The organism is Bradyrhizobium sp. SZCCHNR2028, from assembly GCF_032380995.1.
Taxonomy (GTDB): Bacteria; Pseudomonadota; Alphaproteobacteria; order Rhizobiales; family Xanthobacteraceae; genus Bradyrhizobium.
In genome coordinates this window covers 40,197-64,601 of the sequence record NZ_JAUHJF010000028.1, presented here as the reverse complement: position 1 = coordinate 64,601, position 24,405 = coordinate 40,197, and the positions used below count along the sequence as shown (strand labels likewise).

Below are 24,405 nucleotides of genomic sequence, written 5' to 3'. Positions count from 1 at the left end.
TTGACGAGCTGCTGTCACGAATGAAAACACTGGGTGTTGCGACCACCGCTTGAGCCCGCCTCCGGCCTTCCCTGCGCGATGGCTCTACGGTTGCTCCGTGGTCTCCCCGGTGCGCCGGGCTTTCTGGTCACCGTTGCCCGCGCAGCGCGTTGGCGCTGTCACGCGCGTGGCATCAGCATCGGGATGCCAGGACCCCACGGCTTGGCCGTGCGCCTCGGGACTGTCCGTCGACATGATTGCTCACGCCGCAGCCCAAAGCGCCCACCGCATCCCGCACCCGACGTCCGTGACGGTCGCGAACTGTCCCTCGTGTGGGACGGGATGCGCAAAGATAAGCATGAATTCGGAAAAAAGGAAAGAGGAATATTTTTGGGCCGAGGACTGGATAGGGCAAATCAGCTTGGCCGGACGAGGGAAACAGGCTTTTCCGTGCGAGAGGTACGCGTTGAAATCTGTAGCACCTGGTGCTATATAAAACCATGGCTGGCCAATTCAAGCGAGTTTTCAAAACCGCATGGTTCTCGAAGGCGGCACGCAAGGCTCGTATCAGGGACATCGAGCTCTGCGAGGCCGTCGAGGCAGTCATCAAGGGTCAGGCTGACGATCTGGGAGGTGGGGTCTTCAAGAAGCGTCTGAACAAGAACATGCACCGGAGCATCATCCTCGCCAAGAGCGGTCGATACTGGATCTACGAATATCTATTCGCCAAGAAGGATAGAGCGAACATCGACGATGATGAGCTGGAAGACTTCCGAACTCTCGCAAAGAGCTATGCCGCATTGAATAGCGCACAACTCGCGCAACTCCTGGCGGACGAAGACTTGGTGGAGATCTGTCATGACGAAAAAAAATAGGTTCAAGAGCGACCTCTCGGAAGCGCTTCATTCGTCCGCCACGATGCTTCACAAAGTCGGCGCGCTCGACAAGGCGACGATGCGGGACTTCGATTCCCGTCATCTAGCCGTCGCCAGTGAAATGAAGCCTGCTCAGATCAAGCGGCTCCGTGAGGCCAACAATGTCAGTCAGCCGGTGTTCGCCCGATATCTCAATACGAGCGAAAGCACCATCGAGAAATGGGAGACTGGAGCCAAGCGGCCGAGCGGCATGGCGCTCAAGCTGCTGACAATCGTCCAGAAGCACGGGTTGAAGATCCTCGCCTGATGCAGTCAGTACCTCGTGGCGGGCGGCTAAACCAGCGTGAACGGGGCGATATATAGGTCTGGCCTTCGGTATCGCTGTTGCTGATACGGAGCTACACGTGTTCCGCACTTTCCGAGCCTGCCTTGCGAGCCTCCGGCGGCGGAAGCGGCTGTTCAGGGAGTACGACGTCGTTCGTCTTCGGAGGTTGGTGCCAACCATACCTCTTCCGATCGGCGCGCAAGGTACCATCGTGATCGATCATCGTTCCAGGCCGCCGGCATATCTGGTCGAGTTCTTTTCTGACGGAGAGCATGCCGGGCTTTATGACGTCGTGCCTGAGGACATCGAGTTGATGATCCCATACGAAGGATGGTTCGTGAAGGGGAGCCCGCGTGAGCTCTCGTGACACGCGGTGCCTGCCCGAAGTGATTGGCGACTGAAATGATCGGCGCGCGTCGTCTCGCCGGCTCTACGGTCTGTGGAGTTTGCAGCGCAATCTTGCTTACTCAAGCGGGCCTCAAATAGAGTATTCTCGCAGCAGACTCGATAAATCGTAGAAATTGACAATGAGCGCCAGAATCTCGAGTGAAATAAAGAGACTTGCGGAGGCTAACGGCGGTCAGGCTCCAGGTGTTCGCGCGTTCGAGAGCGCAACCGGCATTACCGAGGGGACTTGGCGCGGCCTGTATTGGGCTCGTTGGAGTGATGCCCTAGCCGAGGCTGGCTACGCGGCGAACAAGTTTCAAGGTAAGTCTGAGGCCGATCATATTCTGGCGAGCTTCGTGGAAGCGGCCCGATACTATAAGCGGCTGCCGACCATTATGGAAATTCGGATGTTCAGGCGGCAGCGCGAGGACTTCCCGAACGAGAAGACAATCCACTCTTATTTTGGATCAAAAGAGGGATTGATCTCGAACCTCAGGGCATGGTTGGAGGGCAGGCCGGGATACGACGATATCGTCCAGATGCTCGGCCAGAAAGTGGAGGCCGAAACTCCGACCAACTCGAGGGAAGGTCTAGTTTATCTCATAAAATCCGGTACCCACTACAAAATTGGCCGCAGCGATGAATTGGAACGCCGAGTCAAAGAAATTCGTATCGCTCTTCCCGAAGCCGCAACGCTTGTTCACTCGATCCGCACCGATGATCCCGCAGGCATCGAGGCATATTGGCATCGTCGCTTCGTAGACAAGCGAGCGAACGGTGAGTGGTTTAAGCTGACTAACGCGGACGTAGCGGCGTTTAAGAAGCGAAGATACCAGTAGCGCATCATCGTCAGGCACTGGATGTCGCCCCGTTCATCCCGGCTACGCGCCGTTGTGAGGCCACCGCCTGAGCCGTGCCGCCTCGACCGGCATTCCGATCGTCAAGGGCTGCCGTAGGTGGCGCAAGCTGAGAAGCCGTAGGACAAACCCGGTCAACGTGAAGCCCTCCGGTCCAAAATGACGGTCGAACGCGAAGTCGGGCAGGTCGACTTCGAACTGCCGTTGAAATGCAAGCAGGAATTCGCGCGCATCCTCGCCGTCCACGCCGAGGTCGCGGGCGACGTCGGTCTCGTCGAAGAGCGGCCTGCGCGTCGTCGTCTGCGCCGCGACGAACTGCAGGACGGATTGACGGAGCAGGTCTGTTGTCTGTTGCATCATCTCGTGCCTGACTCTGCATGCTGCCACGCGCCGACTGCCAAAGTCGCTTTTGCCCTCCTACGCAACAATGGATCTATGCCCACGCCATCCCAATCACGATGGCCGGACCGTCGCTTTCCTTGTTGGATCCCTTGGTCACGGGCCTCCGGACGCTTGTGCCGCGCTCGCGCCGATGCCGGCCATCCAAGCGGCGCGCCGCTGTCGCCAGGCTGTTCGCCAGGCGTCCGATCGACGCGGTCGCCTGCTTGATGAGAAACAGGATCGTCGTGAGGCGGCTGAGGATGCCGACCAGGAGCAGGACGGAGAAGACATCGATATAGGCCAGGATATCGCCGACCAGCATCAATTCGGGCGGGATCGGAATGCTGTGATAATACGCCACAACGAGGATGATGACCGGCAGGAAGGCGATGATCCGCCGCAGCGTCAGCCGGTCCAGGAAGGCCGCGAGCTGGACGACAAAGACGTCCCACAACCAGTCACCCAGGAGGGCGGGTCTGTCGATCGTCCATGTCCGCCAAAGCGCCTTCCACATCGAGCGACTCCATATGCGAGATAGGGCAAGCACTCGCAAGATAGCATGTGTTGCGATGCGCGGATCTCTCCGGGATGTCGCATGTCCAACCGGCGGGCGGTGTGAATCGCCGTTGCTGTGGCTACAACGCGCCGAAGGTGACGAGCCGGAGCTTCAACCAATCCGAGGGCGGCACATCGCTGGCTTGTCCGATCGGCCCAGTTGCGATCGACGGCCGTATGCTTCCGTCCTGCTCCCCTCATGCCCTTGACGGCGCCAGGCGGAATTCGACCACGTCCTCGGCCGTGGACAGGTCGCGCGCCATCGTTGCGGTCTCGAACCGGCCGGCGGCCTGCAGCACGAGCTCGAAATGGAATTGCCGCTTCGCCTCGCTGTATTCGTAGCACCAGTCCAGCACGTCGAAGCCATAGGCCCGCATGCATTCGCGCAGTTCGGCCTCGCTCGGTTGCAGGCCATGGCGATAGACGACCGACAGCGACAGCGTGGTCTGATGCGGCAGCCATTGTTCGACCTTGCCGAGCAGGGTCATCGCGGCCAGGGACAGTGCCGTGGCGCAAAGCGCGGTGCCGTAGAAGCCGATGCCGATGATGATGCCGATCGCCGATGTCATCCAGATCGAGGCGGCCGTCGACACGCCGCGGATGGTGAAGCCGTCCTTGATGATGACGCCGGCGCCGAGGAAGCCGATGCCGGTCATCAGGCCCTGGATCACGCGCGTCGGATCGGAGACGGTCGGCGACACCGCCATGCCGCCATACCAGCTGCCGGGAAAGCCGTTGATCGCCGTCAGCAAGGTCGATGCGACGCAAACCAGCGCGTAGGTCCGCATGCCGGCCGCGCGTCCGTGATAGGTGCGCTCGTAGCCCAGCAGCAGGCCGACGGCTGCTGCCCCCATCAGGTGCAGCAGCAGAATCCCGTTCGTCTCCAGTTCTGCCCTCGACCAATAGGCCGCCAGATGCTCCATCCTGCGCCTCGACAGCGTTGCTGCGCGTGCCGTGAACTGTGCGGATCAAGTGCTAATTTCTGCTTGCAGATCGTACGGCGGCCCCATGGGCAGGCTTAGGGTCCAAGAGCGAACCGGCGCACTCCTCCGTAGTTCTTCGGGGAGAAGGTGACCACGCTTGGCTGCGGCTGTCGCTCTGCTCGCCGATGTCGCGCGTGACGTCACGAGGCCGAATTTGAGCCAGGCTGCGGGCGGCACCTCGGGTGAGGTGTGTGCGGTCGACGATGTCGATCAAGCCGGGGTCGATGTCCCTCTCGCGCAAGATAGCGCGACCTGCTCACCATGAGACGTGGTCAGGCCGGCACGATGCTGTCGCTCGATCCCGCCCGCGCCGATTCATTGCCCCCGCACAGTCCCACTTCGGACGTAAAAGCTATCGATAACTACTTGCATCTAGCGGGGTGGGGGAGGCGCATCATGTCGTTCACTGGGCTGCGGTCGGTCGTCCTGTGTCTCGGTCTGCTCGCTCTGCCCGCACTCGCAGCCGACAAGTCGACCGCACCGTACCTGCGCGCGACCGAGGGACGCGCGGTTGAGAGAAAGCCGACCTTGCTTCAGATGCTCGTAGCTGCGTTGAAGCCGAAATCCGTCCACGCGGCCGAGACGGCGCACAGGCCCAGGGTCAGGCACGTTGCCACGGCAGCAAGGAAGCGGAAGGCCCCGCCCGCCGCTGCAGCGATGGAGCCGGCCGTGGCGCCGCCCACCACGGTCGGCGCCGCCGCGACTCCACCTGCACCCCTCTCCGAGGCAGACCCCGCCGCGAAGGGGCTGGCGCTGTTCAACGACGTGAGCCTGTCGGACGGCGGCAAGGCGTCCTGCGCCACCTGCCACTTCTCGACCGGGCATACCAACAACAAGACCTATGTCGGGCTCGACGTCGTCGCCGACGGCGACCCCAACGGCAGGAATACGCCGACCCTGTGGGGCGTCGGCGAGCGCTCGGTGTTCGGCTGGGCCGGGCAGGCGGCGACGCTGGAGGACAGCATTCGCGGCATCATCGTCAACCGCATGAAGGGGCCGGAGCCGTCGAAGGAGAAGCTGGCGGCGCTGGTCGCCTATGTGCGGACGCTGAACTATCCGGCGAACTGGCAGGTCAAGGACGACGGCACGCCGAGGGACGATGCCAGCGCGGCCGTGAAGCGCGGCTATGAGCTCTATGTCGGCGATGGCGGCTGCGGCACCTGCCACGTGCTGCCGAGCTTCGACAAGAGGAGCCGCGACGACATCGGCACCGGCGGCAAGTTCAAGGTGCCGACCCTGCACGCGGTGGCGTCGACGGCGCCGTATTTCCACGACGGCCGCACCGCCTCGCTGCGCGACGCGGTCAAGCTGATGTGGGAGGTCTATGCCAAGAAGATGGATTCGCGGCTGCCGACCGACGCCGAGCTCGACGATCTCACCGCCTATGTCGGCGCGCTGTAGCGTGGCACTGACAAGAAGCTGGCGGTCGCGTCTTCACAGTCATTCCGGGCGATTGGCAATGCGAAGGCGCGAAGCGGCTTCGCATTGACGATCGAACCCGGAATCTCGAGCTTGTTAAGAATGGACGCAAGACAATGTCGAGATTCCGGGTTCAAGGCCTGCGGCCTTGCCCCGGAATGACAGTGCGTATCACGAGCCTGACAGGCAAACGTGAGAGGCTTGATTATCTGCCAACCCTGTCATGGACCGTGTGTGCGCGGTCCATGATCATGCAGTGACGACGCAATCAGATGTTGGCACCGAGATCGGCGATGTCGTCGAACAGCACTGATGTCCGCGACAGCAGCGCCTCGAGCTCGTCGGTGGCGTCCGCAATCCCGCGCGTCGCGGTGTCGATCACCAGCTCCGCATCGAGCGGCGGCTCGTAGTCGGTGCCGATGCCGGTGAAGTTCTGCAGATTGCCGGCGCGGGCCTTGGCGTAGTGGCCCTTGGGGTCGCGGCTCTCGCAGATCTCGGCGGCCGTCGCGACATAGACCTCACGGAACAGGTCGCCGGCGACGCGACGGGCGGCCGCGCGGTCCTCGCGCGCGGGCGACACGGCGGCCACGATCGCGATGTGGCCGTTGCGAGCGAGATGGGTCGCGACCTCGGCGAGGCGACGGATGTTCTCGGCGCGGTCCTCCGGCGTGAAGCCGAGATCCTTGTTGAGGCCGGCGCGGACGGTGTCGCCGTCGAGCAGCACGGGCGCGCCGCCGCGGCCGAACAGCCGCCGCTCCAGCGCACGCGCCAGCGTCGACTTGCCGGCGCCGGGCAGGCCGGTCATCCACACGACGGCGCCCTTGTGGCGATAGCGATCGGCGCGCTCCTGCGGCTGCAGCGCCGATTCCACCGGCATGATGTCGACCGGCGCGGCGCGCTTGCCGGCGTCGACCGTGAGCACCAGACCGCCGCCTGCGATGCGGCCCTGGACCTCGATGACGAGGCGGCCGGTGCGCGCGTTCTCGGCGTAGGGATCGATGGCGACCGGCTGGGTCAGCGCGATCTCGATCTCGCCGACATGGTTGCGCGCGATCGCGGCATTCTGCTCGTTGGACAGCGAGCCCGGATCGACCGCCTTCTCGATCGCGACCACGCTGCCGCGCGCCTCGCGGGTGCCGAGCCGCACCAGGATGCTGTCCCCCTTGGCGAGCGGCTGGTCGTGCAGCCAGAAGATGCGCGCGTGCAGGCGTCGAGCCGCCTGCGGCTCGCGGCCGACATGGGCGATGACGTCGCCGCGCTCGATGAACAGCTCGCGGTCGAGCGTGATGCCGACCGAGCGGCCGGCGCCCTGCGGCGCCGTCACCGGCGTCTGCGGCCAGCCCTCGACGGTCTTGATCTTGGCGATCTTGCCGGCCGGCATGATCACGATCTCGTCGCCGGTCTTGAGCTCGCCAGCCTCGACGCGGCCGGCGACGATGCGACGGTCGTCGAACTTGTAGATCGCCTGCACCGGCAGGCGCAGCGGCAGGCTCGACAGCGGCTTTGCCGGCTCCAGGCCATCGAGCGCCTCGACCACGGTCGGGCCGCCATACCAGCCGATCCGCGAGGTCAGCTGGGCGACGCCGTCGCCGTCGCGCGCCGAGATCGGAATGATCGCGACCGGCTCGACGCCGAGGCCCTCGAGATGCGCGGAGATCTCGGCCTTGATCGTGTCGAAGCGCTCCTCGCTGAAATCGACGCGGTCCATCTTGTTGACGACGACCGCCACCTGCTTCACGCCGAGCAGATGCAGCAGATAGCCGTGGCGCCGGGTCTGGTCGCGCACGCCTTCGAGCGCGTCGATGATCAGCACCGCGCCGTCGGCCTGCGAGGCGCCGGTGATCATGTTGCGCAGGAATTCGGCGTGTCCCGGCGCGTCGATCAGCACGACCTCGCGCGCATTGGTGCGGAAGCGGATCTGGGTGGTGTCGATGGTGATGCCCTGGTCGCGCTCGGTCTGCAGCGCATCGAGCAGGAACGACCATTCGAACGGCATGCCGCGGCGGGCCGAGACGGCCTGCAGCATTTCGAGCTTGCCCTCGGGCAGGCTGCCGGTCTCATGCAGCAGGCGGCCGACCAGGGTCGACTTGCCGTGGTCGACATGGCCGACGATCACGATGCGGACCTGCGGACGGGTGGTGCCGTTCGGCGTGGCGGGGGCGGCTGACGGGACTCGCATGTTCATCGCCTCGTCCCCGCTCACAGATAGCCGGCGACGCGAAGCCGCTCGAAGGCGTCCTCGGTCTCGTGGTCGAGCGCGCGGCCGGCGCGCTCCGGCACCTTGGTGCTTTCGAGCTCGGCGAGAATCTCGGGGATGTTGGAGGCGTTGGACGCCACCGGGAAGGTGATGTCCTGATCGCCGAGCGAGCGGTAGCGCTTGCCGTTCCTGGACAGATAGAGCGGAATGATCGGGATGTTCTCGCGCGCGGTGTAGGCCCAGATGTCGGCCTCGGTCCAATGCAGGATCGGATGGATGCGCAAGTGCGCGCCCTGCGGCGGCGACGCGTTGAAATGATCCCAGAACTCCGGCGGCTGGTCGCGCACGTCCCAATGGCCTTCGGCGCCGCGCGGCGAGAACACGCGCTCCTTGGCGCGCGTCGCTTCCTCGTCGCGGCGGATGCCGGCGATCAGGCCGTCGAAGCCGTGCTTGGCGAGCGCCATCTTCAGGCCTTCGGTTTTCCGCGCAGCCGAGCGCGCCGCGGGGGGCAGGGTCGGATCCACCGCGTCGATCGGCGGGCACGGCTCGACCTTGAGATCGAGGCCCCATTCCTTCGCGTAGGTGTCGCGGAAGGCGTACATCTCCGGAAACTTCTTGGCCGTGTCGACATGCATGGCCGGAAACGGCACGCGGCCGAAGAACGCCTTGCGCGCCAGCCAGATCATGACGTTGGAATCTTTTCCGAGCGACCAGAGCAGCGCGAGCTTCTTCAGCCGTGCAAAGGCCTCGCGGAGAATGTAAATGCTCTGCGCCTCAAGCTGATCGAGATGATCCATGGTCGGTGCGGCGCTGAGGACGCGCGGCATGGAAGATGCTTGCTCGATCTCGGAAGAGGGCAACCGATCTCTGGAAACGTCGTTGGTGAGAATGTGCATGCTATCAGCCATCGCCTGCTTGGGAGAAAATTCTATGGCGAAGCCAAGGAATAATTTTCTCTTTACGTGTGCGGCGTGACACTTATATAGAAAATAATTCCAGTCAACCCCGAAGAGTCGAAACCGAAGAGCGCGATGCAATATCTGCCGGTGTTTCTCGATCTGAAGACCGGCCCCGTGCTGCTGATTGGCGCGGGCGAGCTCGTGCGCGCCAAGCTTCGCGTGTTGCTGTCCGCGGGCGCGCGCATCCGCTGGTTCGCCACCGACGGCGACTTCGATCTCGCGGGTCTGCGCGATGAGCACGGCCAGATCGAGCGCGCCGAAGGCGACCCGCTGAGCGCCGATCTCACTGGCGTCATCGCCGTGCTGTGCGCGGGCGCCGGCGACATCGGCGTTGCGATGTCGGCGCGGGCGCGCAGCGTCGGCCTGCCCGTCAACGTGATGGACGACCTCGCGCATTCCAGCTTCATCTTTCCGGCGATCGTCGATCGCGGCGACGTCGTGGTGGCGATCGGCACCGGCGGCTCCTCGCCCGTGGTGGCACGCCGCGTGCGCGAGCGCATCGAGGCGCTGCTGCCGGCGCGGATCGGCGAGCTCGCGAGCTTCATCGGCGACTTCCGCAGGACCATCAATCCGCTGATCACCGAGATGCCGCTGCGCCGCCGCTTCTGGGAGCGCATCGTCGACGGCCCGATCGGCGCGCTGGTACTGGCGGGGCGCAAGCACGAGGCCGCGGCGGCGCTGCATGGCATCGCCGATCCGACCGCGTTCGCGGGCGCGGATCATGCGGGCCGCAGCGAAGGCCATGTGACCCTGGTCGGTGCGGGCCCCGGTGATCCGGACCTGCTGACGATCAAGGCGCTGCGCGCGCTGCAGGATGCCGACGTCGTGTTCTATGACGAGCTGGTCACCCCCGAGATTCTCGACCGCATCCGTCGCGATGCCGCGCGCGTGCCGGTCGGCCGCCGCGTCGGCAAGCCCGGCATCGGCCAGGATGCCGTCAACAGGCTGCTGATCGAGGCGGCGCGCGACGGTAAGCGCGCGGTGCGTCTGAAGGGCGGCGATGCCTACGTGTTCGGCCGCGGCGGCGAGGAGGTCGACGCGCTGCGCAACGCCGGCGTGTCCTACACGATCGTGCCCGGCATCACCGCCGGCCTCGGTGCCGCCGCGCAGTTCGAGGTGCCGCTGACCTTCCGCAGCAAGGCGCTGCGCATCACCTTCCTCACCGCGCACAAGGAGCGCGATGCCGAGGCGGTGGACTGGTCGGCGCTGACGGACACCAAGATGACGGTCGTGGTCTACATGGGCATGACGGCCGCGCCTGCCGTGCGCACCGGGCTCCTCGCCGCCGGCCGCTCGCCGCAGACGCCGGTCGGTGTGTTCGCCAAGGTCACGCGCCCCGACGCGCAGGCCGTGGTCGGCACCTTGGATCAACTGCCTGACCTCGTGGCCAAGATCGATGGCGGTCCGGCCATTCTCATCATCGGTGATGTCGTGGCGCATTCGGCGCCGTGGCGTCAGCAGAACCTCAGTGGCGTGATCGCAAAACTCCTGGAACCCGTCTGAATGACCTCTCCGCTGCAACAGAAGATCAAGATCACCGGTCCCTCGATCATCACCGCGAACCGGACCTGGGACGGCGCGGTGATCTACCGCACCGGCACCAAAAGCTGGTCGGATGAGCTGAGCGATGCTGCGATCGTGCGCACCGCCGACGAGGCACGTACGCTGTTGTCGGAGGCGGTGGCCGACGATCTCGGCGCGATCGGTCCCTATATCGCGCCGGTCGAGGTTGGCACCGACGGTGCGGTCAAGCCCGGCAATATGCGCGAACACATCCGGCTGACGGGCGCCACCATCGCGCTCCCGGCTCAAGCCTGAAGGCTCTCTCATGTACGCTTATGACGAAATCGATCGGACCCTGGTCAACGAGCGCGTCGCCGAATTCCGCGACCAGGTGAAGCGGCGCCTGTCGGGCGAGCTCTCCGAAGACGAGTTCAAGATGCTGCGGCTGCAGAACGGCGTCTATCTGCAGCTCCACGCCTACATGTACCGCATCGCCATTCCCTACGGCACGCTGTCGTCGAACCAGTTGCGCCGGCTGGCCCATGTCGCGCGCCGCTACGACCGCGGCTACGGCCACTTCACGACCCGGCAGAACATCCAGTTCAACTGGATCAAGCTCGCCGAGCTGCCCGATGCGATGGCCGACCTTGCGGAAGTGGGCATCCAGTCGATGCAGACCTCCGGCAACAACATGCGCAACGTCACCTCCGACCAGTGGGCCGGCGTGGCGCCGGGCGAGATCGAGGATCCGCGCATCTGGGCCGAGCTCTTGCGCCAGTTCACGACCCTGCATCCGGAATTCTCGTTCCTGCCGCGCAAGTTCAAGATCGCGATCACGGCGTCCGAGCATGACCGCGCCGCGATCAAGATCCACGACATCGGCCTGCGTCTGCTCAAGAACGCGCAGGGCGAGACCGGCTTCGAGGTGCTGGTCGGCGGCGGTCTCGGCCGCTCGCCGTTCATCGCCAAGACCATCAAGCCTTTCGTCCATGGCCACGACATCCTCAGCTATGTCGAGGCCATCCTGCGCGTCTACAACCAGTACGGCCGCCGCGACAACATCTACAAGGCGCGCATCAAGATCCTGGTGCACGAGCTCGGTATCGAGAAGTTCGCGTCCGAGGTCGAGGAGGAGTGGCAGCAGATCCGCGACGGCGTGCTCAAGCTCGATCAGGGGATCATCGATGACATCCGCTCGCGCTTCTTCTATCCGGCCTACGAGACGCTGCCGCACATGCCGGAGGAGCTGAAGCAGGCCGCGCACGATCAGAAGTTCGAGGCCTGGCGCAAGAACGCGGTCTTCCCGCACAAGGCGCAGGGCTACGCGATCGTGGTCGTGTCGCTGAAGCCGGTCGGCAAGCCGCCCGGCGACGCGACCGCCGACCAGATGGATGCGCTCGCTGACATCGCCGACAAATATTCGTCCAGCGAGATCCGTGTCGGGCATGAGCAGAATCTGGCGCTGCCGCATGTGCGCAAGCGTGATCTGCCCGCGGTGTGGAAGGCGCTCGAGGCGATCGGCCTCGCCATCCCCAACGTCAATCTCGTTTCCGACATCATTGCGTGCCCGGGGCTCGACTACTGCTCGCTGGCGAACGCGCGCTCGATCCCGATCGCGCAGGAGATCACGCGCCGCTTCGCCAATCACGACACGGCGAACCTGATCGGCCGGCTGCACATCAACATCTCCGGCTGCATCAATGCCTGCGGCCATCACCATGTCGGCCACATCGGCATCCTCGGCGTCGAGAAGAACAACGAGGAATTCTACCAGATCACCATCGGCGGCCGCGCCGACGAGGGCGCCGTGCTCGGCACCCTGATCGGACCCGCGGTGCCCTATGCCGAGGTCGCCGACGTCGTCGAGGACATCGTCGAGGCCTATCTTGCGCTGCGCACGAGCCCTGAGGAGCTGTTCGTCGATACGGTGAAGCGGCTCGGGGTCGAACCATTCAGGGAGCGGGTTTATGCCACTCGTTAAGGGCGGACACATCATCGCGGACGCGTTCGTCCGCCTCACCGACGATGCCGAGCTGCCGGCGCAGGGCGCGATCCTCGTCTCGGAGACGCGCTTTCTCGCCGGCCCCGACGCGCTGGTCAGCCGGACCGGTGGCAAGCTCGGCGTGATCTGGCCGAACAATCGCGATGTCGACGATCTCGTGCCGTATCTCGACCGGCTCGCGCTGGTCGCGCTGGTGTTTCCGAGCTTCCGCGACGGCCGCGCCTATACCCAGGCGCGTCTCTTGCGTGAGCGCTACGGCTATCGCGGCGAGTTGCGCGCGACCGGGCAGGTGCTGCGTGACCAGTTCGTGTTCATGCTGCGCGCCGGCTTCGATGCCTTCGAGGTCAAGAAGCAGGCGGATGCCGAGGCCTTCACCGAGACCGTGAAACGCTATTCGGTGTTCTACCAGCCGACCGGCGACGGTCGTATCTCGGCGCTGCATCAGCGCCTGCAACTGCGCCATTCGGAGAGTGCCGGGCTGTGAGCACGCTGGCTGCATCGCCTTCGGTTGCGGAGATCCCGGTCGCGGCGCTCGACGCCGCGCTGCGCACGGCCGCGCCGCGTGAGGTCATTGCCGCTGCTCTCGAGGCGATCGGTCGCGAGCGGCTGGCGGTGGTGTCGTCGTTCGGAACGGAGTCGGCGGCGCTCCTGAAGGTGACGGCCGACGTTGATCCGGCGATCCCGGTGATCTTCCTCGACACCGGGCACATGTTCGCGGAGACGCTGGCCTATCGCGACCAGCTCATCGAGATTCTCGGCCTGCGGGACGTACGCTCGATCAAGCCCGACGCCGCGGCGCTGGCGCGCGAGGATGCCGACAACGAGTTGTGGTTCTCCGATCCCGACGCCTGCTGCCGCATCCGCAAAGTCGAGCCGCTGGCACGCGCGCTGGCGCCGTTCGCGGCCTGGATCAATGGCCGCAAGCGTTTCCAGGGCGGACTACGTGCGGCCATCCCGGTCGTCGAGCAGGACGGCGCGCGCGTGAAGTTCAATCCGTTTGCGAACGTGACGCGAGAGGACATCGCCGAAATCTACCGCTCGGCCAACCTGCCGCAGCATCCGCTGGTCGCCTCCGGCTTCCGCTCGATCGGCTGCATGCCCTGCACCAGCCGCTCGGATTCAGCCGAGGACGAGCGCGCCGGCCGCTGGCGCGGCCGCGGCAAGACAGAGTGCGGCATCCACACGGTGGCGACGTCGTCGGTGTAGGCTGCATGCGGCCATGAACATCGTGTTCGTGGAGAGGGACTGCGCGGATATCGAACGACGTCCTTGGCCTCGCGGACTGCTTCACCCCTCATCCTGAGGAGCCCGCCCCGAGGCGGGTGTCTCGAAGGATGAGGCCCGGACCACCTCCGCCGACGGCACTCCAGCCGTGCGTCTTCAACACCGCCACACGCTCCCACTCAGGGGGTGCATTCCGTGGTGAGAACAAGCGATGAACAAAGTCAAGCGCGATCGGGTGTCATGCGAGTTGGATCACGCCCATTCGCTGTGCTTCGCGCCCTCACGACGACAATGTGTCGCGGCGAAGAACAGCCATCCCATTGCGCCCCGCTTCGTAGCACAATGCCCATGTCCGGCCGGAAACAAGAGAATCCGGTTTCGTTGACTCTGAACCGCACATCCGGCGATCTGCAGTGCGCGCCTGCAGCATTGCGGGCTTTGGTCAAGGGAATGGAGAGCTTGGATGATGCGGCGTGTTCTGGCTGTTGTCGCGGGCCTGGCATGGGCGGGGTCGGCCGTTGCTGCCGACGTAAACCTGCTCAACGTGTCCTACGACCCGACCCGCGAACTCTATGTCGAGTTCAACAAGGCGTTTTCAGCCGCCTACCAGAAGGAGACCGGCAAGAGCGTCGAGGTCAAGCAGTCCCATGGCGGCTCCGGTGCGCAGGCCCGCAGCGTGATCGACGGCCTGCAGGCCGATGTCGTGACGCTGGCGCTCGCCTATGACATCGACGCGATCGCGGGCAAGGGTCTGCTCGACAAGGAGTGGCAGAAGCGGCTGCCGCAGAATGCCTCGCCCTATACGTCGACCATTGTCTTCCTGGTCCGGAAGGGCAATCCCAAGGGCATCAAGGATTGGGACGATCTGCTCAAGAAGGGCGTCGAGGTGATCACGCCCAATCCGAAGACGTCCGGCGGCGCGCGCTGGAACTATCTCGCCGCCTGGGGCTATGCGCTGAAGAAGTTCGGCTCGGTCGACAAGGCCAAGCAGTTCGTCGGCGACCTCTACCAGCACGTCCCTGTGCTCGACACCGGCGCCCGCGGCGCCACCGTGACCTTCGTGGAGCGCGGTGTCGGCGACGTCCTGCTCGCCTGGGAGAACGAGGCCTATCTGGCGCTGCGCGAGTTTGGCAAGGACAAGTTCGAGATCGTCGCCCCGCAGCTGTCGATCCTGGCCGAACCACCAGTTGCGGTGGTCGATTCGGTGGCCGATAGGAAGGGCACGCGGAGTGTGGCTGAATCCTACCTGAAATACTGGTATACAAAGGAAGGTCAGGAAATTGCCGCACGCAACTCCTACCGTCCGCGGGATCCTGAGGTCGCCAAGAAGTACGAGGCGGCCTTCGCCAAGGTCGAGCTGTTCACCATCGACGAGGTGTTCGGCGGCTGGACCAAGGCCCAGAAGGAGCATTTTGCGGAAGGCGGTATCTTCGATCAAATCTACAAGAATTGATCGAATCGGAAGGAACGAGTTGGTGGCAGCCGGTCTGATACGGCTTCGAGACAGTAAGGCAACAAGCTGGCGTTGCGGCGATCTGCGACATTGCGCATGAGACGCTGTCCCCGGTCTCGATTTGCCGAGACGAGGCTGGGGGCGGCGGGCGGACACCACAATCGATTCAAGCCCATCGACACCGATCATCAACGGACCAGGCCTTTTTTTGAACGTACTTGCACCACGTCGCAGCACCTTGCCGGGCTTTGGTCTCACCATGGGACTGACGCTGACCTGGCTGTCTCTGATCGTCCTGATTCCGCTTGCGGGGCTGTTCGTCCGCTCGACCGATCTCAGCCTCGACCAGTTCTGGGACATCGTCACCAGCCGGCGCACGTTGAGCGCACTCAAGATCTCGTTCGGCCTCGCCTTCGCCGCAGCCTGCGTGAATCTCGTGATGGGCACCATCGTCGTGTGGGCGCTGGTGCGCTACCGCTTTCCGGGACGCCGACTGTTCGACGCGATCGTCGACGTTCCGTTCGCGCTGCCGACGGCAGTGGCCGGCGTGGCACTGACTGCGCTGTTCACCCAGAAGGGCTGGCTCGGCGCGCCGCTCGCCGCGATGGGGATCAAGGTGGCGTTCACGCCGCTCGGCATCTTCGTCGCGATGATCTTCATCGGCATCCCCTTCGTCGTCCGCACGGTGCAGCCGGTGCTGATCGATCTCGATCCGGAGATCGAGGAGGCGGCGGCGAGCCTCGGCGCCGGGCGCTGGCAGATCGTGACCCGCGTGATCCTGCCGAGCCTGACGCCGGCGCTGCTCACAGGCTTCGCACTCGCCTTTGCGCGCGCGGTCGGCGAGTACGGATCGGTGATCTTCATTGCCGGCAATCTGCCGAACGTCTCCGAGATCGCGCCGCTGCTGATCGTGATCCGGCTGTCCGAATTCCGCTACGCGGATGCCACCGCGATCGCGGTGGTCATGCTGGTCGTGGCGTTCCTGATCATCTTTGCCGTGAACCGGTTGCAGCGCTGGGCGCAGAGCCGGGCGCCCTTGAACTAGGACCCGACATGAGCGTGGAGATGACCCTGCAGGCGCCGTCCGTGGCATCGTCCGCGACCAGCCCGCGCCTGGCGCAGGCCGGCCGCCCCGATCCGCGCACCGAGCCGCGTCTGGTCCGCATCGTCATCACGACGCTGGCATTGGCGTTCCTGTCGGTGTTCGTGGTGCTGCCGCTGATCGTCGTGTTCGTGGAAGCGTTCGGCAAGGGCATCGCTGCCTATTTTACCGCGCTTGCCGACGCCGAGGCGTGGGACGCGATCCGCCTGACGCTGCTGGTGGCGCTGGTCTCGGTCGGCACCAATCTCGTGTTCGGCCTGTGCGCCGCCTGGTCGATCGCCAAGTTCGACTTTCCGGGCAAGACGTTCCTGATCACCCTGATCGATCTGCCGTTTTCGGTGAGCCCGGTGATATCGGGCCTCGTGTTCGTGCTGCTGTTCGGCGCGCAGGGGTTCTTCGGTCCGTGGATGCAGAGCCATGGCCTGCAGATCCTGTTCGCCTTTCCCGGCATCGCGCTGGCCACCGTGTTCGTGACCTTCCCGTTCGTTGCGCGGGCGCTGATCCCGCTGATGCAGGAGCAGGGCACGCAAGAGGAGGAGGCGGCGATTTCGCTCGGCGCGTCCGGCCTGCAGACGTTCTTCCGCGTCACCTTGCCGAACATCAAATGGGGCGTGCTGTATGGCGTGCTGCTCTGCAACGCGCGCGCGATGGGCGAGTTCGGCGCCGTCTCGGTGGTGTCCGGCCATATCCGCGGCGAGACCAATACGATGCCGCTGCTGGTCGAGATCCTCTACAACGAATACCAGATGGTCGCCTCGTTCGCGATCGCCTCGCTATTGGCGATGCTCGCGCTGATCACGCTGGTCGTCAAAACCGTCCTCGAACGGCAACTCGATGAGGGAGGTCAGCATGACCATTGAAGTCAGGGGTGTCGTCAAGACATTCGGCACGTTCAAGGCGCTCGACGGCGTCGATCTCAAGGTCGCCGACGGCGAATTGCTGGCGCTGCTGGGCCCGTCCGGGTCGGGCAAGACGACCTTGCTGCGGATCATCGCCGGGCTGGATTGGCCTGATGCCGGCGAGATCCTGTTCGACGGCGAGAGCGCGCTCGATCGCGGCGCGCGCGAGCGCCATGTCGGCTTCGTGTTTCAGCACTACGCGCTGTTCCGGCACATGAACGTGTTCGAGAACGTCGCCTTCGGCCTGCGCGTGCAGCCGCGCCGCGTCCGCAAGAGCGAGGCGGAGATCCGCGCGCGCGTGAAGGAGCTGCTGGATCTCGTCCAGCTCGACTGGCTCGCCGATCGCTATCCGAGCCAGCTCTCCGGCGGCCAGCGCCAGCGCATCGCGCTGGCGCGTGCGCTCGCCATCGAGCCGCGCATCCTCTTGCTCGACGAGCCGTTCGGCGCGCTCGACGCCAAGGTGCGCAAGGAGCTGCGGCAATGGCTGCGCACCTTGCATCACTCCATCAACGTCACCTCGATCTTCGTCACCCACGACCAGGAGGAGGCGCTCGAGGTGGCGCATCGCGTGGTGGTGATGGACAAGGGCCGGATCGAGCAGGTCGGCTCGCCGAGCGACGTCTACGACGCGCCGGCGACGGCGTTCGTCCACGGCTTCATCGGCGAGTCGATCATGCTGCCGGTCGAGATCACCGGCGGCGCGGTGCATCTCAAGGGACGCCCGCTCGATCTCGCGGCCGAGGGCGCGGCGGCCGGGGCCTCCACCTTGTTCGTGCGCCGCCACGACATGGTGATCGGTCCGGCCGGCAGCGGAACGCTGGACGGCGACATCACTCATGTCCGCAGCTTCGGCCCGGTGCAGCGCGCCGAAATCGCGCTGGCGGAGGGCGTCGCGACGATCGAGATCGACGCCCCGCGTGACCGCGAGCTCAGGATCGGCGAGCGGGTCGGACTGAAGCCGCGGCATTATCGGATCTTTGCGGGGTGAGGGCGCGTGGCCGCGTGGGCCGCGGCCAGCTCGATCCGGCGATGTATGCCGCGAGCTCCGAGCACTTGCAGCTCTGAGCCGTAGACCGCAACCAAAAAACCAGTGTCGTCCCGGACAAGCCCGACAACGCGTAGCGTTGGCGGGCGCCGATCCGGGACCCATACGCCGTGACGTCCGTTGTTGAGCCCGCTCGACCGGCATCGCGTCTCGCCACGACCGCCGCGGCGTCTAGGTCCCGGTGCGACACTAAAGTTGTGGCGCCGTCCTTGGCTTGATCACTCGGACGGTCCGCGCCCCACGGCGCTTGACCGGGCGGACGTTATGGTTGACGAACCGTTGCCGGCAGGAATGGCCGCAATTGTCGCGATGGAACTTACCTCCGATTCACCTTTCAGCCACGGTTGATGTGCAACAACCCGCCTCTCTCGTCGGCATAGGGACTGGTTCATTGAAGCATCTGGCACTCGCTCTCTCCGTTGCATTCCTGCTCGCCGGCTGCGCGGCCGAGACGCCGGTGGTGCAGGCGCCGACCATGTATGCCGACATGGCGGTCGCGGGCGCGAAGCTCGATGCTGTCGCTGCCGCGACGATGATCTCGCAATACCGCCAGAACAACGGGCTCGGCATGGTCGAGGTCGATCCCGAGCTGATGCGGCTCGCGGAATCGCAGTCGCAGGCCATGGCCGACAAGAACAAGCTGGATCATGACGTGCGCGCCCCGCTGGCGAAGCGCCTGACCGGTGCCGGCTATGACGCTGTCGTCGCGGTCGAGAACGTGTCGGCCGGCTATCACACGCTGGCGGAAGCGTTTTCCGGCTGGCGCGACTCGCCGCCGCATCGCGCCAACATGCTGAAGAATGGTGTCACAAAAATAGGCATCGCAGCGAGCTATGCTCCGAACACCAAGTACAAAGTGTTCTGGACCATGATCCTGGCCGCGCCGGACGGCAAGAAGCCCTCCTGACAGGCAGGGCTGCCGCCGCCCTGCGCAGGCCGCGTGCGCGGCGCTCGCGCGCGAGTCAGGGCCGACCTAGCCCTTGGCGTGGATTGACGTCACCGCGAAGTGACGCCACGGTGGCGCCTTGCTTTGCTAATGACCGCAGTAATGACGCAACATCCATTTCCCCCGCTGCCTGCAACCCCCAGCGAATCGCAACGTGTCCTCGTCCTGCAGGGCGGCGGCGCGCTCGGCTCCTATCAGGCCGGCGCCTATCAGGCGCTGTGTCATTTCGATTTCGAGCCGGAATGGGTCGCCGGTATCTCGATCGGCGCCATCAACGCCGCGATCATCGCCGGCAACGACCGGGACAAACGCATCGGCCGTCTCAAGGAATTCTGGGAGATGGTGTCGTCGCCGGTGCCGTGGAAGCCGCTGCTCAATGGCGATCATCACCGCTCGGCCTTCAATGAGGTCAGCGCCGGGCTGATCGCAGCGTTCGGCGTGCCCGGCTTCTTCACGCCGCGCTTTCCGCCGGCGCCGCTGTGGCCGTCCGGCACGCCGCAATCGGTCAGCTATTACGACACCGCGCCGCTCAAGCGGACCCTGGAGCGACTCGTCGATTTCGACCGCATCAACGATCTGAAGACACGCCTCTCCGTCGGCGCCGTCGGCGTCACCACCGGCAATTTCACCTATTTCGACAATGTCGAATTCAAGAAGCAGGGCAAGCGGATCGGACCCGAGCACATCATGGCGTCTGGCGCGCTGCCGCCCGGCTTCCCGCCGGTCGAGATCGACGGCGAGCATTATTGGGACGGCGGCATCGCCTCCAATACGCCGCTGGACTACGTGCTCGACACCGAGACCGATCGTGATCTCCTGATCTTCCAGGTCGATCTGTTCTCCGCACGCGGCGATCTGCCGAGGACGCTGCTGGAGGCCGCCGAGCGCGAGAAGGACATCCGCTATTCCAGCCGGACGCGGATGAACACGGACAAGAACCGCATGATCCACAACACGCGCAAAGCGCTGCGCGAGCTCTATGCCAGGCTGCCGGACGAGCTGCGCAACGATCCGTCGCTCGAGATCCTGTGCAAGGCAGCACAGGAGAACACCGTCACGGTGGTGCACCTGATCTACCGCAGCAAGAGCTACGAGAGCTCGTCGAAGGACTACGACTTCTCCCATGTTGCGATGGTCGAGCATTGGGAGGCGGGCGTTCGCGACGTCCACCAGTCGATGCATCATAAGGACTGGCTGGAGCGGCCGCAGTCCGGCGAGACCATGGTCACCTACGATCTCACGCAGGACGGCAGTCTCGCTGCCGCCAAGAAGGAGTGAAGCAATGACGACGAACCTCAAGGGCAAGACCGCGGTCGTGACCGGCTCCACCAGCGGCATCGGGCTCGCTTATGCCCGCGCCTTCGCGTCGGCCGGCGCCAACATCGTCCTCAACGGCTTCGGCGCCCCCGCCGACATCGAGAAGGAGCGCGCGGCGATCGAGAGCGACTACAAGGTCAAGGCCGTGCACTCGCCGGCCGACATGAGCAAGCCGGCCGAGATCGCCGGCATGATCGCGCTCGGTGAGACCACGTTCGGCTCGGTCGACATCCTCGTCAACAATGCCGGCATCCAGTTCGTCTCGCCGGTCGAGGACTTTCCGCCGGAGAAGTGGGAGCAGATCATCGCGATCAATCTGTCGTCCGCGTTCTACGGCATCCGTGCCGCCGTGCCCGGCATGAAGAAGCGCGGCTGGGGCCGCATCATCAACACCGCCTCGGCACACTCGCTGGTCGCATCTCCGTTCAAGTCGGCCTATGTCTCGGCCAAGCACGGCATCGCCGGCCTCACCAAGACCGTGGCGCTCGAGCTCGCGACCTTCAAGATCACCTGCAACTGCATCTCGCCGGGCTATGTCTGGACGCCGCTGGTGGAGAAGCAGATTCCGGACACCATGAAGGCGCGCAACCTCACCAAGGAGCAGGTCATCAACGATGTGCTGCTGGCGGCGCAGCCGACCAAGGAGTTCGTGACCTCCGAGCAGGTCGCGGCGCTGGCGCTGTTCCTGTGCGGCGACGATGCGGCGCAGATCACCGGCACCAACCTCTCGATCGACGGCGGTTGGACTGCGGCGTAACGATCGCAGAGAGCGCTGAACGAGGCACCAGTTTCGCGCCGAGGCGGGTTTCGCTTCGGCGCGGTCCATTCTACAAGCGTGCGTTTCCACGACCAGCGCACGGACCCCTGACCTTGCTGACCACGATCATCGGCCTCGGCGCCGCCATCTGCACCACGAGCTCGTTCCTGCCCCAGGTCATCAAGGCCTGGCGGTCGCGCTCGACCCATGACATCTCGATGGGCATGTTCGTGCTGCAGACCACCGGCAACTCGATGTGGCTGCTCTACGGCGCGCTGATCAGCGACCTGCCGCTGGTCGTCGCCAACGCGATCACGCTGGGCTTGGTGGCCGCGATCCTCGGCCTGAAGCTGCGCTACGGCTAGGATGCAGACGATGGCCTTCGATCCGGTCCGCTTGAGCAAGTTCCTCAGTCTCGTGCTGCGCCACCAGCCAGATGCAATCGGCTTGGTGCTGGATGCGCAGGGCTGGGCGATCATCGATGATCTGATCGCGCGCGCGGCGGCGGCGGGGACCGTCCTCAGCCGGGCCGATCTGGAGCAGGTGGTTGCGACCAGCGACAAGAAGCGCTTCACGGTCTCGCAGGACGGGCAGCGCATTCGGGCGGCGCAGGGACATTCGGTGGCGGTGGAGCTTGGCTTGACCCCGCGCGAGCCGCCCGCCGTGCTGTATCACGGAACGGCGACGCGCTTCGTCGAAGCGATCATGGCAGAAGGCTTGAGGCCGCAGTCACGCCAGCAGGTGCATCTGTCTTTGGATGAGGCGACGGCCGTCAATGTCGGGCGCCGGCACGGCGAGCCCATCGTGCTGCGCGTCGATGCCGCAGCGATGCATCGGGATCGCTTGAAGTTCTTCGTTGCGGACAACGGCGTCTGGCTGACCGACCACGTGCCTCCGGAGTACCTGAGCGTCGACCCCGCGCCGTAACCCGCGCGCGTCGCAGAACGTCGCGATATCAGCTGCGGCGCGCGAACACGCTCGCGGTGGTGGATGCGACGCTCTGTCCCGGCGGCAGCACGACCACGGTCGATCCGAGCTGGACGTGATTGTAGAGGTCGGCGACGTCGGTGTTGGTCATGCGGATGCAGCCGGACGAGATCGCCTGGCCGATATATTCGGGCTGGTTGGTGCCGTGGATGCGGTACAGGGTGTCCTTGTTGCCCTCGTAGAGATAGATCGCGCGGGCGCCGAGCGGATTGGCCGGGCCGCCGGCGACGCGCTTCGGATACGGCCCGAGGCGCGCCTGGATGTCGGCGGTCGGAACCCAGTCCGGCCATTCCGCGAGCTTGCCGACCGTGGCGACGCCGGAGAAGGCCATCGCCTCCTCGCCGACGGCGACGCCGTAGCGGACCGCCTTGCGGTCGGGCAGCACGTAGTACAGGAACCGCGCGTCGGTATCGACGACGATCGTGCCCGGCTGTTCCTGCCGGGTGTATTCGACGATGTGGCGCTGGAACTGTTGCGGGATCTGCGCCTCGGCATAGGGGGCGTGCGCAAGCAACTGGCGGTCGCGCGGCGTCAACGCCGCATCGGTCGATGGCGACAGCGTCGCTTCCATGCAGCCGGCCAGCATCAGGGTTCCGGCCAGCGAGAGTGCGACCCCCAGTCTCGACATCTCATTCTCCCCCAGCGCGCGATCAAGTCACCTGCCCGGAGGATCGCGCCAATATCAAGGCGTTGCACCCAACACTTGCGTGATCGCCGCGCGGGACGAGATGGGGCGGCATTGCGCTCGCAGTTCCGCCAAGGCGAGGCCAAGATGACGCAACAGATGCGTCAACATGGTTCCCTCAAGATGCCTTGCCGAAGGCGAGGACGTGCAGCCCGAGCCGCTGCTTGACGATGCGGAACAGCAGCACGGTCTCGAAGGCCAGCGACAGCGAGGTCGCGGCCGCGGCGCCGTAGCCGCCGAACTGCGGAACCAGCAGGATGCACAGCACGAGGTTCATGACGAAGGCCGCCGCATAGGCCATGGCGCAGGCGCGCTGCTGGCCCAGCATGTTCAACAGTCGCTCCACCGGACCGATCGCCGACCGCACGACGAGGCCGATCGCGGCGATGAACATGATGTCGTAGCCGGCGGTGAACTGCGCGCCGAACAGAAACAGCAGCGGCTTGCCGAGCGCGAGCAGCACCAGGGTCGCCGCGAGCGACGGCCAGAATGTCCACTTGATCGCATGCGCGACATAGGCCGACAGCCGCGCCTTGTCGCCGAGTGCGTGGTACTCGGCGAAGCGATGCGCCGTCGTCGCCGACATCGCGTAGTGGATGAACGACACCAGCGCGAGCGTCTTCACCACAGCGAAATAGATCCCGACCTCCTCCGAGGAGCGGAATTGCTGCAGCACCAGCACGTCGGTGTAGGACAGCAGCAGGTAGAAGCTCTCGACCAAGAGGATCGGCAGCGAGATCGCGAGCCAGCCGCGGAGATCATATTGTCTGGAGCCCGGCTCGATGTGGCGGCCGAGCCTATGGTTCAGCACCAGCATCTGGCCGAGCATCGCGAGCCACACTGCCGCCGCGCTCGCGGCCATCGCCGCGGTGGCGCCGAGATCGAGGCCGAGCACGAAGGCGCCCGCCGTGAAGCCGATGATCAGCGTCTGGCGGATGATGAATTGCGGCATCAGGCCGAGCGTCATCCAGTCGTGCGAGCGGGCGATGCCGTCCTGGGTGTTGGCGACGACGAAGGCGGGCAGGGTCAGGCAGCCGAGATAGAGCGGCATGCGCTCGCTGGCGTCGATCCACGGCGACAGCAGCGCGATCAGGCCGGCGAGCAGCAGCGCCGCAGCGGTGGACGTCGCCAGCGTCAGCCAGCGTCCGCCGGAGAGGAAGCCGCGCAGCAGCGCCCGCTGGCCCGCGGTGCGGTAGTCCGGAATGATCTTCTGCGCCGAGGAGGCGATGCCGACATCCAGCATGCTGCCGAGCAGCAGCACCCAGGTCCAGACATAGACGTAGGTGCCGTAGTCCGAGCCGCCCATCCAGCGCGCGAGCAGGATCTGGCTGAGATAGGCGAGGCCCGCGCTGAGCACGCGGATCAGGAAGATGGTGCCGGCCAGGCGCCGTGTCAGCGACGCCTCGCCGCTGCCGCCGAGCGCGGCCAAGCGCGCCTTCAGCCGGCCTGCGAGGCCGGTCGATGCGGGGGCGTTGCGGGCATCCATCACGGCCACGGCGGGGTCCGGCTCCACGGCCGCGCGGATGGCGGCGATGGTCCTCCCTATCAACGCAACGTTAAGATTGAGT

At 65.2% G+C, this 24,405-nt stretch carries 26 protein-coding genes; 19 read left to right on the top strand and 7 right to left on the bottom strand.

Annotated features, from left to right (window positions below; translation table 11 throughout):
- Positions 1-479 precede the first annotated feature (479 nt).
- From QX121_RS28955 to QX121_RS28945, 4 genes are all read left to right on the top strand, one after another.
- A complete protein-coding gene (locus tag QX121_RS28955; protein WP_315734547.1) occupies positions 480-854 on the top strand; it encodes a type II toxin-antitoxin system RelE/ParE family toxin in 375 nt (124 codons plus the stop codon).
- On the top strand, positions 838-1,161 hold the full coding sequence (locus QX121_RS28950; protein WP_315734545.1) for a DNA-binding transcriptional regulator: 324 nt from the start codon (positions 838-840) through the stop codon (positions 1,159-1,161). Before QX121_RS28955 ends, QX121_RS28950 begins: the two co-directional genes overlap by 17 nt.
- Positions 1,162-1,258: 97 nt before the next feature.
- Positions 1,259-1,546, top strand: coding sequence for a DUF4926 domain-containing protein (locus tag QX121_RS31705; protein ID WP_409999381.1), 288 nt, complete (start codon positions 1,259-1,261; stop codon positions 1,544-1,546).
- A gap of 160 nt (positions 1,547-1,706) precedes the next feature.
- Entirely contained in the window at positions 1,707-2,405 is a 699-nt protein-coding gene (locus QX121_RS28945) for a GIY-YIG nuclease family protein (RefSeq protein WP_315775461.1), read from the top strand.
- Between the two features lie 42 nt (positions 2,406-2,447).
- Here QX121_RS28945 and QX121_RS28940 read toward each other — a convergent pair whose 3' ends face one another.
- From QX121_RS28940 to QX121_RS28930, 3 genes are all read right to left on the bottom strand, one after another.
- Complete coding sequence (locus QX121_RS28940) at positions 2,448-2,783, bottom strand: DUF1493 family protein (protein ID WP_315775460.1); 336 nt, start codon at positions 2,781-2,783, stop codon at positions 2,448-2,450.
- Positions 2,784-2,856: 73 nt separating this feature from the next.
- Positions 2,857-3,318 carry a hypothetical protein gene (locus QX121_RS28935; protein WP_315734538.1) on the bottom strand — a complete coding sequence of 154 codons (462 nt, stop codon included), beginning with the start codon at positions 3,316-3,318 and terminating at the stop codon, positions 2,857-2,859.
- 238 nt (positions 3,319-3,556) lie between these two features.
- Positions 3,557-4,282: an MgtC/SapB family protein gene (locus tag QX121_RS28930; RefSeq protein ID WP_315813665.1), complete on the bottom strand. Its 726-nt coding sequence runs from the start codon at positions 4,280-4,282 to the stop codon at positions 3,557-3,559.
- Between the two features lie 456 nt (positions 4,283-4,738).
- On the opposite strand from QX121_RS28930, the gene QX121_RS28925 reads away from it, so the two are divergent.
- Positions 4,739-5,743, top strand: a complete 1,005-nt coding sequence (locus QX121_RS28925; RefSeq protein WP_315813664.1) for a cytochrome-c peroxidase — start codon at positions 4,739-4,741, stop codon at positions 5,741-5,743.
- A 286-nt stretch (positions 5,744-6,029) separates the two neighbouring features.
- On the opposite strand, the gene cysC is transcribed toward QX121_RS28925, so the two are convergent.
- Positions 6,030-7,946 (bottom strand): adenylyl-sulfate kinase, encoded by a 1,917-nt coding sequence (gene cysC / locus QX121_RS28920; RefSeq protein ID WP_315775458.1) that lies wholly within the window; start codon positions 7,944-7,946, stop codon positions 6,030-6,032.
- 14 nt (positions 7,947-7,960) lie between these two features.
- Positions 7,961-8,755 (bottom strand): sulfate adenylyltransferase subunit CysD, encoded by a 795-nt coding sequence (gene cysD / locus QX121_RS28915; RefSeq protein WP_315735681.1) that lies wholly within the window; start codon positions 8,753-8,755, stop codon positions 7,961-7,963.
- 234 nt (positions 8,756-8,989) lie between these two features.
- Between cysD and cysG the strand changes: the two genes are divergently transcribed.
- From cysG to QX121_RS28845, 14 genes are all read left to right on the top strand, one after another.
- Complete coding sequence (gene cysG, locus QX121_RS28910) at positions 8,990-10,420, top strand: siroheme synthase CysG (protein WP_315813663.1); 1,431 nt, start codon at positions 8,990-8,992, stop codon at positions 10,418-10,420.
- Positions 10,421-10,735: a DUF2849 domain-containing protein gene (locus QX121_RS28905; RefSeq protein WP_315734528.1), complete on the top strand. Its 315-nt coding sequence runs from the start codon at positions 10,421-10,423 to the stop codon at positions 10,733-10,735.
- A 10-nt stretch (positions 10,736-10,745) separates the two neighbouring features.
- Entirely contained in the window at positions 10,746-12,401 is a 1,656-nt protein-coding gene (locus tag QX121_RS28900; protein WP_315813662.1) for a nitrite/sulfite reductase, read from the top strand.
- On the top strand, positions 12,388-12,906 hold the full coding sequence (locus QX121_RS28895) for a DUF934 domain-containing protein (protein ID WP_315813661.1): 519 nt from the start codon (positions 12,388-12,390) through the stop codon (positions 12,904-12,906). Before QX121_RS28900 ends, QX121_RS28895 begins: the two co-directional genes overlap by 14 nt.
- Positions 12,903-13,628 (top strand): phosphoadenylyl-sulfate reductase, encoded by a 726-nt coding sequence (locus QX121_RS28890; protein ID WP_315813660.1) that lies wholly within the window; start codon positions 12,903-12,905, stop codon positions 13,626-13,628. Before QX121_RS28895 ends, QX121_RS28890 begins: the two co-directional genes overlap by 4 nt.
- 481 nt (positions 13,629-14,109) lie before the next feature.
- Positions 14,110-15,099 (top strand): sulfate ABC transporter substrate-binding protein, encoded by a 990-nt coding sequence (locus QX121_RS28885; protein ID WP_315734518.1) that lies wholly within the window; start codon positions 14,110-14,112, stop codon positions 15,097-15,099.
- A gap of 208 nt (positions 15,100-15,307) precedes the next feature.
- Positions 15,308-16,144 (top strand): sulfate ABC transporter permease subunit CysT, encoded by an 837-nt coding sequence (gene cysT, locus QX121_RS28880; RefSeq protein WP_315734516.1) that lies wholly within the window; start codon positions 15,308-15,310, stop codon positions 16,142-16,144.
- An 8-nt stretch (positions 16,145-16,152) separates the two neighbouring features.
- Positions 16,153-17,061: a sulfate ABC transporter permease subunit CysW gene (gene cysW / locus QX121_RS28875; protein WP_315783634.1), complete on the top strand. Its 909-nt coding sequence runs from the start codon at positions 16,153-16,155 to the stop codon at positions 17,059-17,061.
- Positions 17,051-18,088, top strand: a complete 1,038-nt coding sequence (locus QX121_RS28870) for a sulfate ABC transporter ATP-binding protein (RefSeq protein WP_315734512.1) — start codon at positions 17,051-17,053, stop codon at positions 18,086-18,088. The genes cysW and QX121_RS28870 overlap by 11 nt, the downstream gene beginning before the upstream one ends.
- Before the next feature lie 448 nt (positions 18,089-18,536).
- The gene (locus QX121_RS28865) at positions 18,537-19,052 is read left to right on the top strand and encodes a CAP domain-containing protein (RefSeq protein ID WP_315734510.1); all 516 of its coding nucleotides are present in this window, start codon (positions 18,537-18,539) and stop codon (positions 19,050-19,052) included.
- 141 nt (positions 19,053-19,193) lie between these two features.
- The gene (locus QX121_RS28860) at positions 19,194-20,369 is read left to right on the top strand and encodes a patatin-like phospholipase family protein (protein WP_315734508.1); all 1,176 of its coding nucleotides are present in this window, start codon (positions 19,194-19,196) and stop codon (positions 20,367-20,369) included.
- 4 nt (positions 20,370-20,373) lie between these two features.
- Positions 20,374-21,165, top strand: a complete 792-nt coding sequence (locus tag QX121_RS28855) for a 3-hydroxybutyrate dehydrogenase (RefSeq protein WP_315772584.1) — start codon at positions 20,374-20,376, stop codon at positions 21,163-21,165.
- Between the two features lie 113 nt (positions 21,166-21,278).
- Positions 21,279-21,530 (top strand): SemiSWEET transporter, encoded by a 252-nt coding sequence (locus tag QX121_RS28850; RefSeq protein WP_315713865.1) that lies wholly within the window; start codon positions 21,279-21,281, stop codon positions 21,528-21,530.
- 10 nt (positions 21,531-21,540) lie between these two features.
- Positions 21,541-22,092 (top strand): RNA 2'-phosphotransferase, encoded by a 552-nt coding sequence (locus QX121_RS28845; protein WP_315772582.1) that lies wholly within the window; start codon positions 21,541-21,543, stop codon positions 22,090-22,092.
- Positions 22,093-22,120: 28 nt separating this feature from the next.
- Here the strand turns inward: QX121_RS28845 and QX121_RS28840 are convergent, their stop codons facing one another.
- Entirely contained in the window at positions 22,121-22,780 is a 660-nt protein-coding gene (locus QX121_RS28840) for a L,D-transpeptidase (RefSeq protein ID WP_315734502.1), read from the bottom strand.
- Between the two features lie 175 nt (positions 22,781-22,955).
- On the bottom strand, positions 22,956-24,332 hold the full coding sequence (locus QX121_RS28835) for a lipopolysaccharide biosynthesis protein (protein WP_315813659.1): 1,377 nt from the start codon (positions 24,330-24,332) through the stop codon (positions 22,956-22,958).
- Positions 24,333-24,405 lie beyond the last annotated feature (73 nt).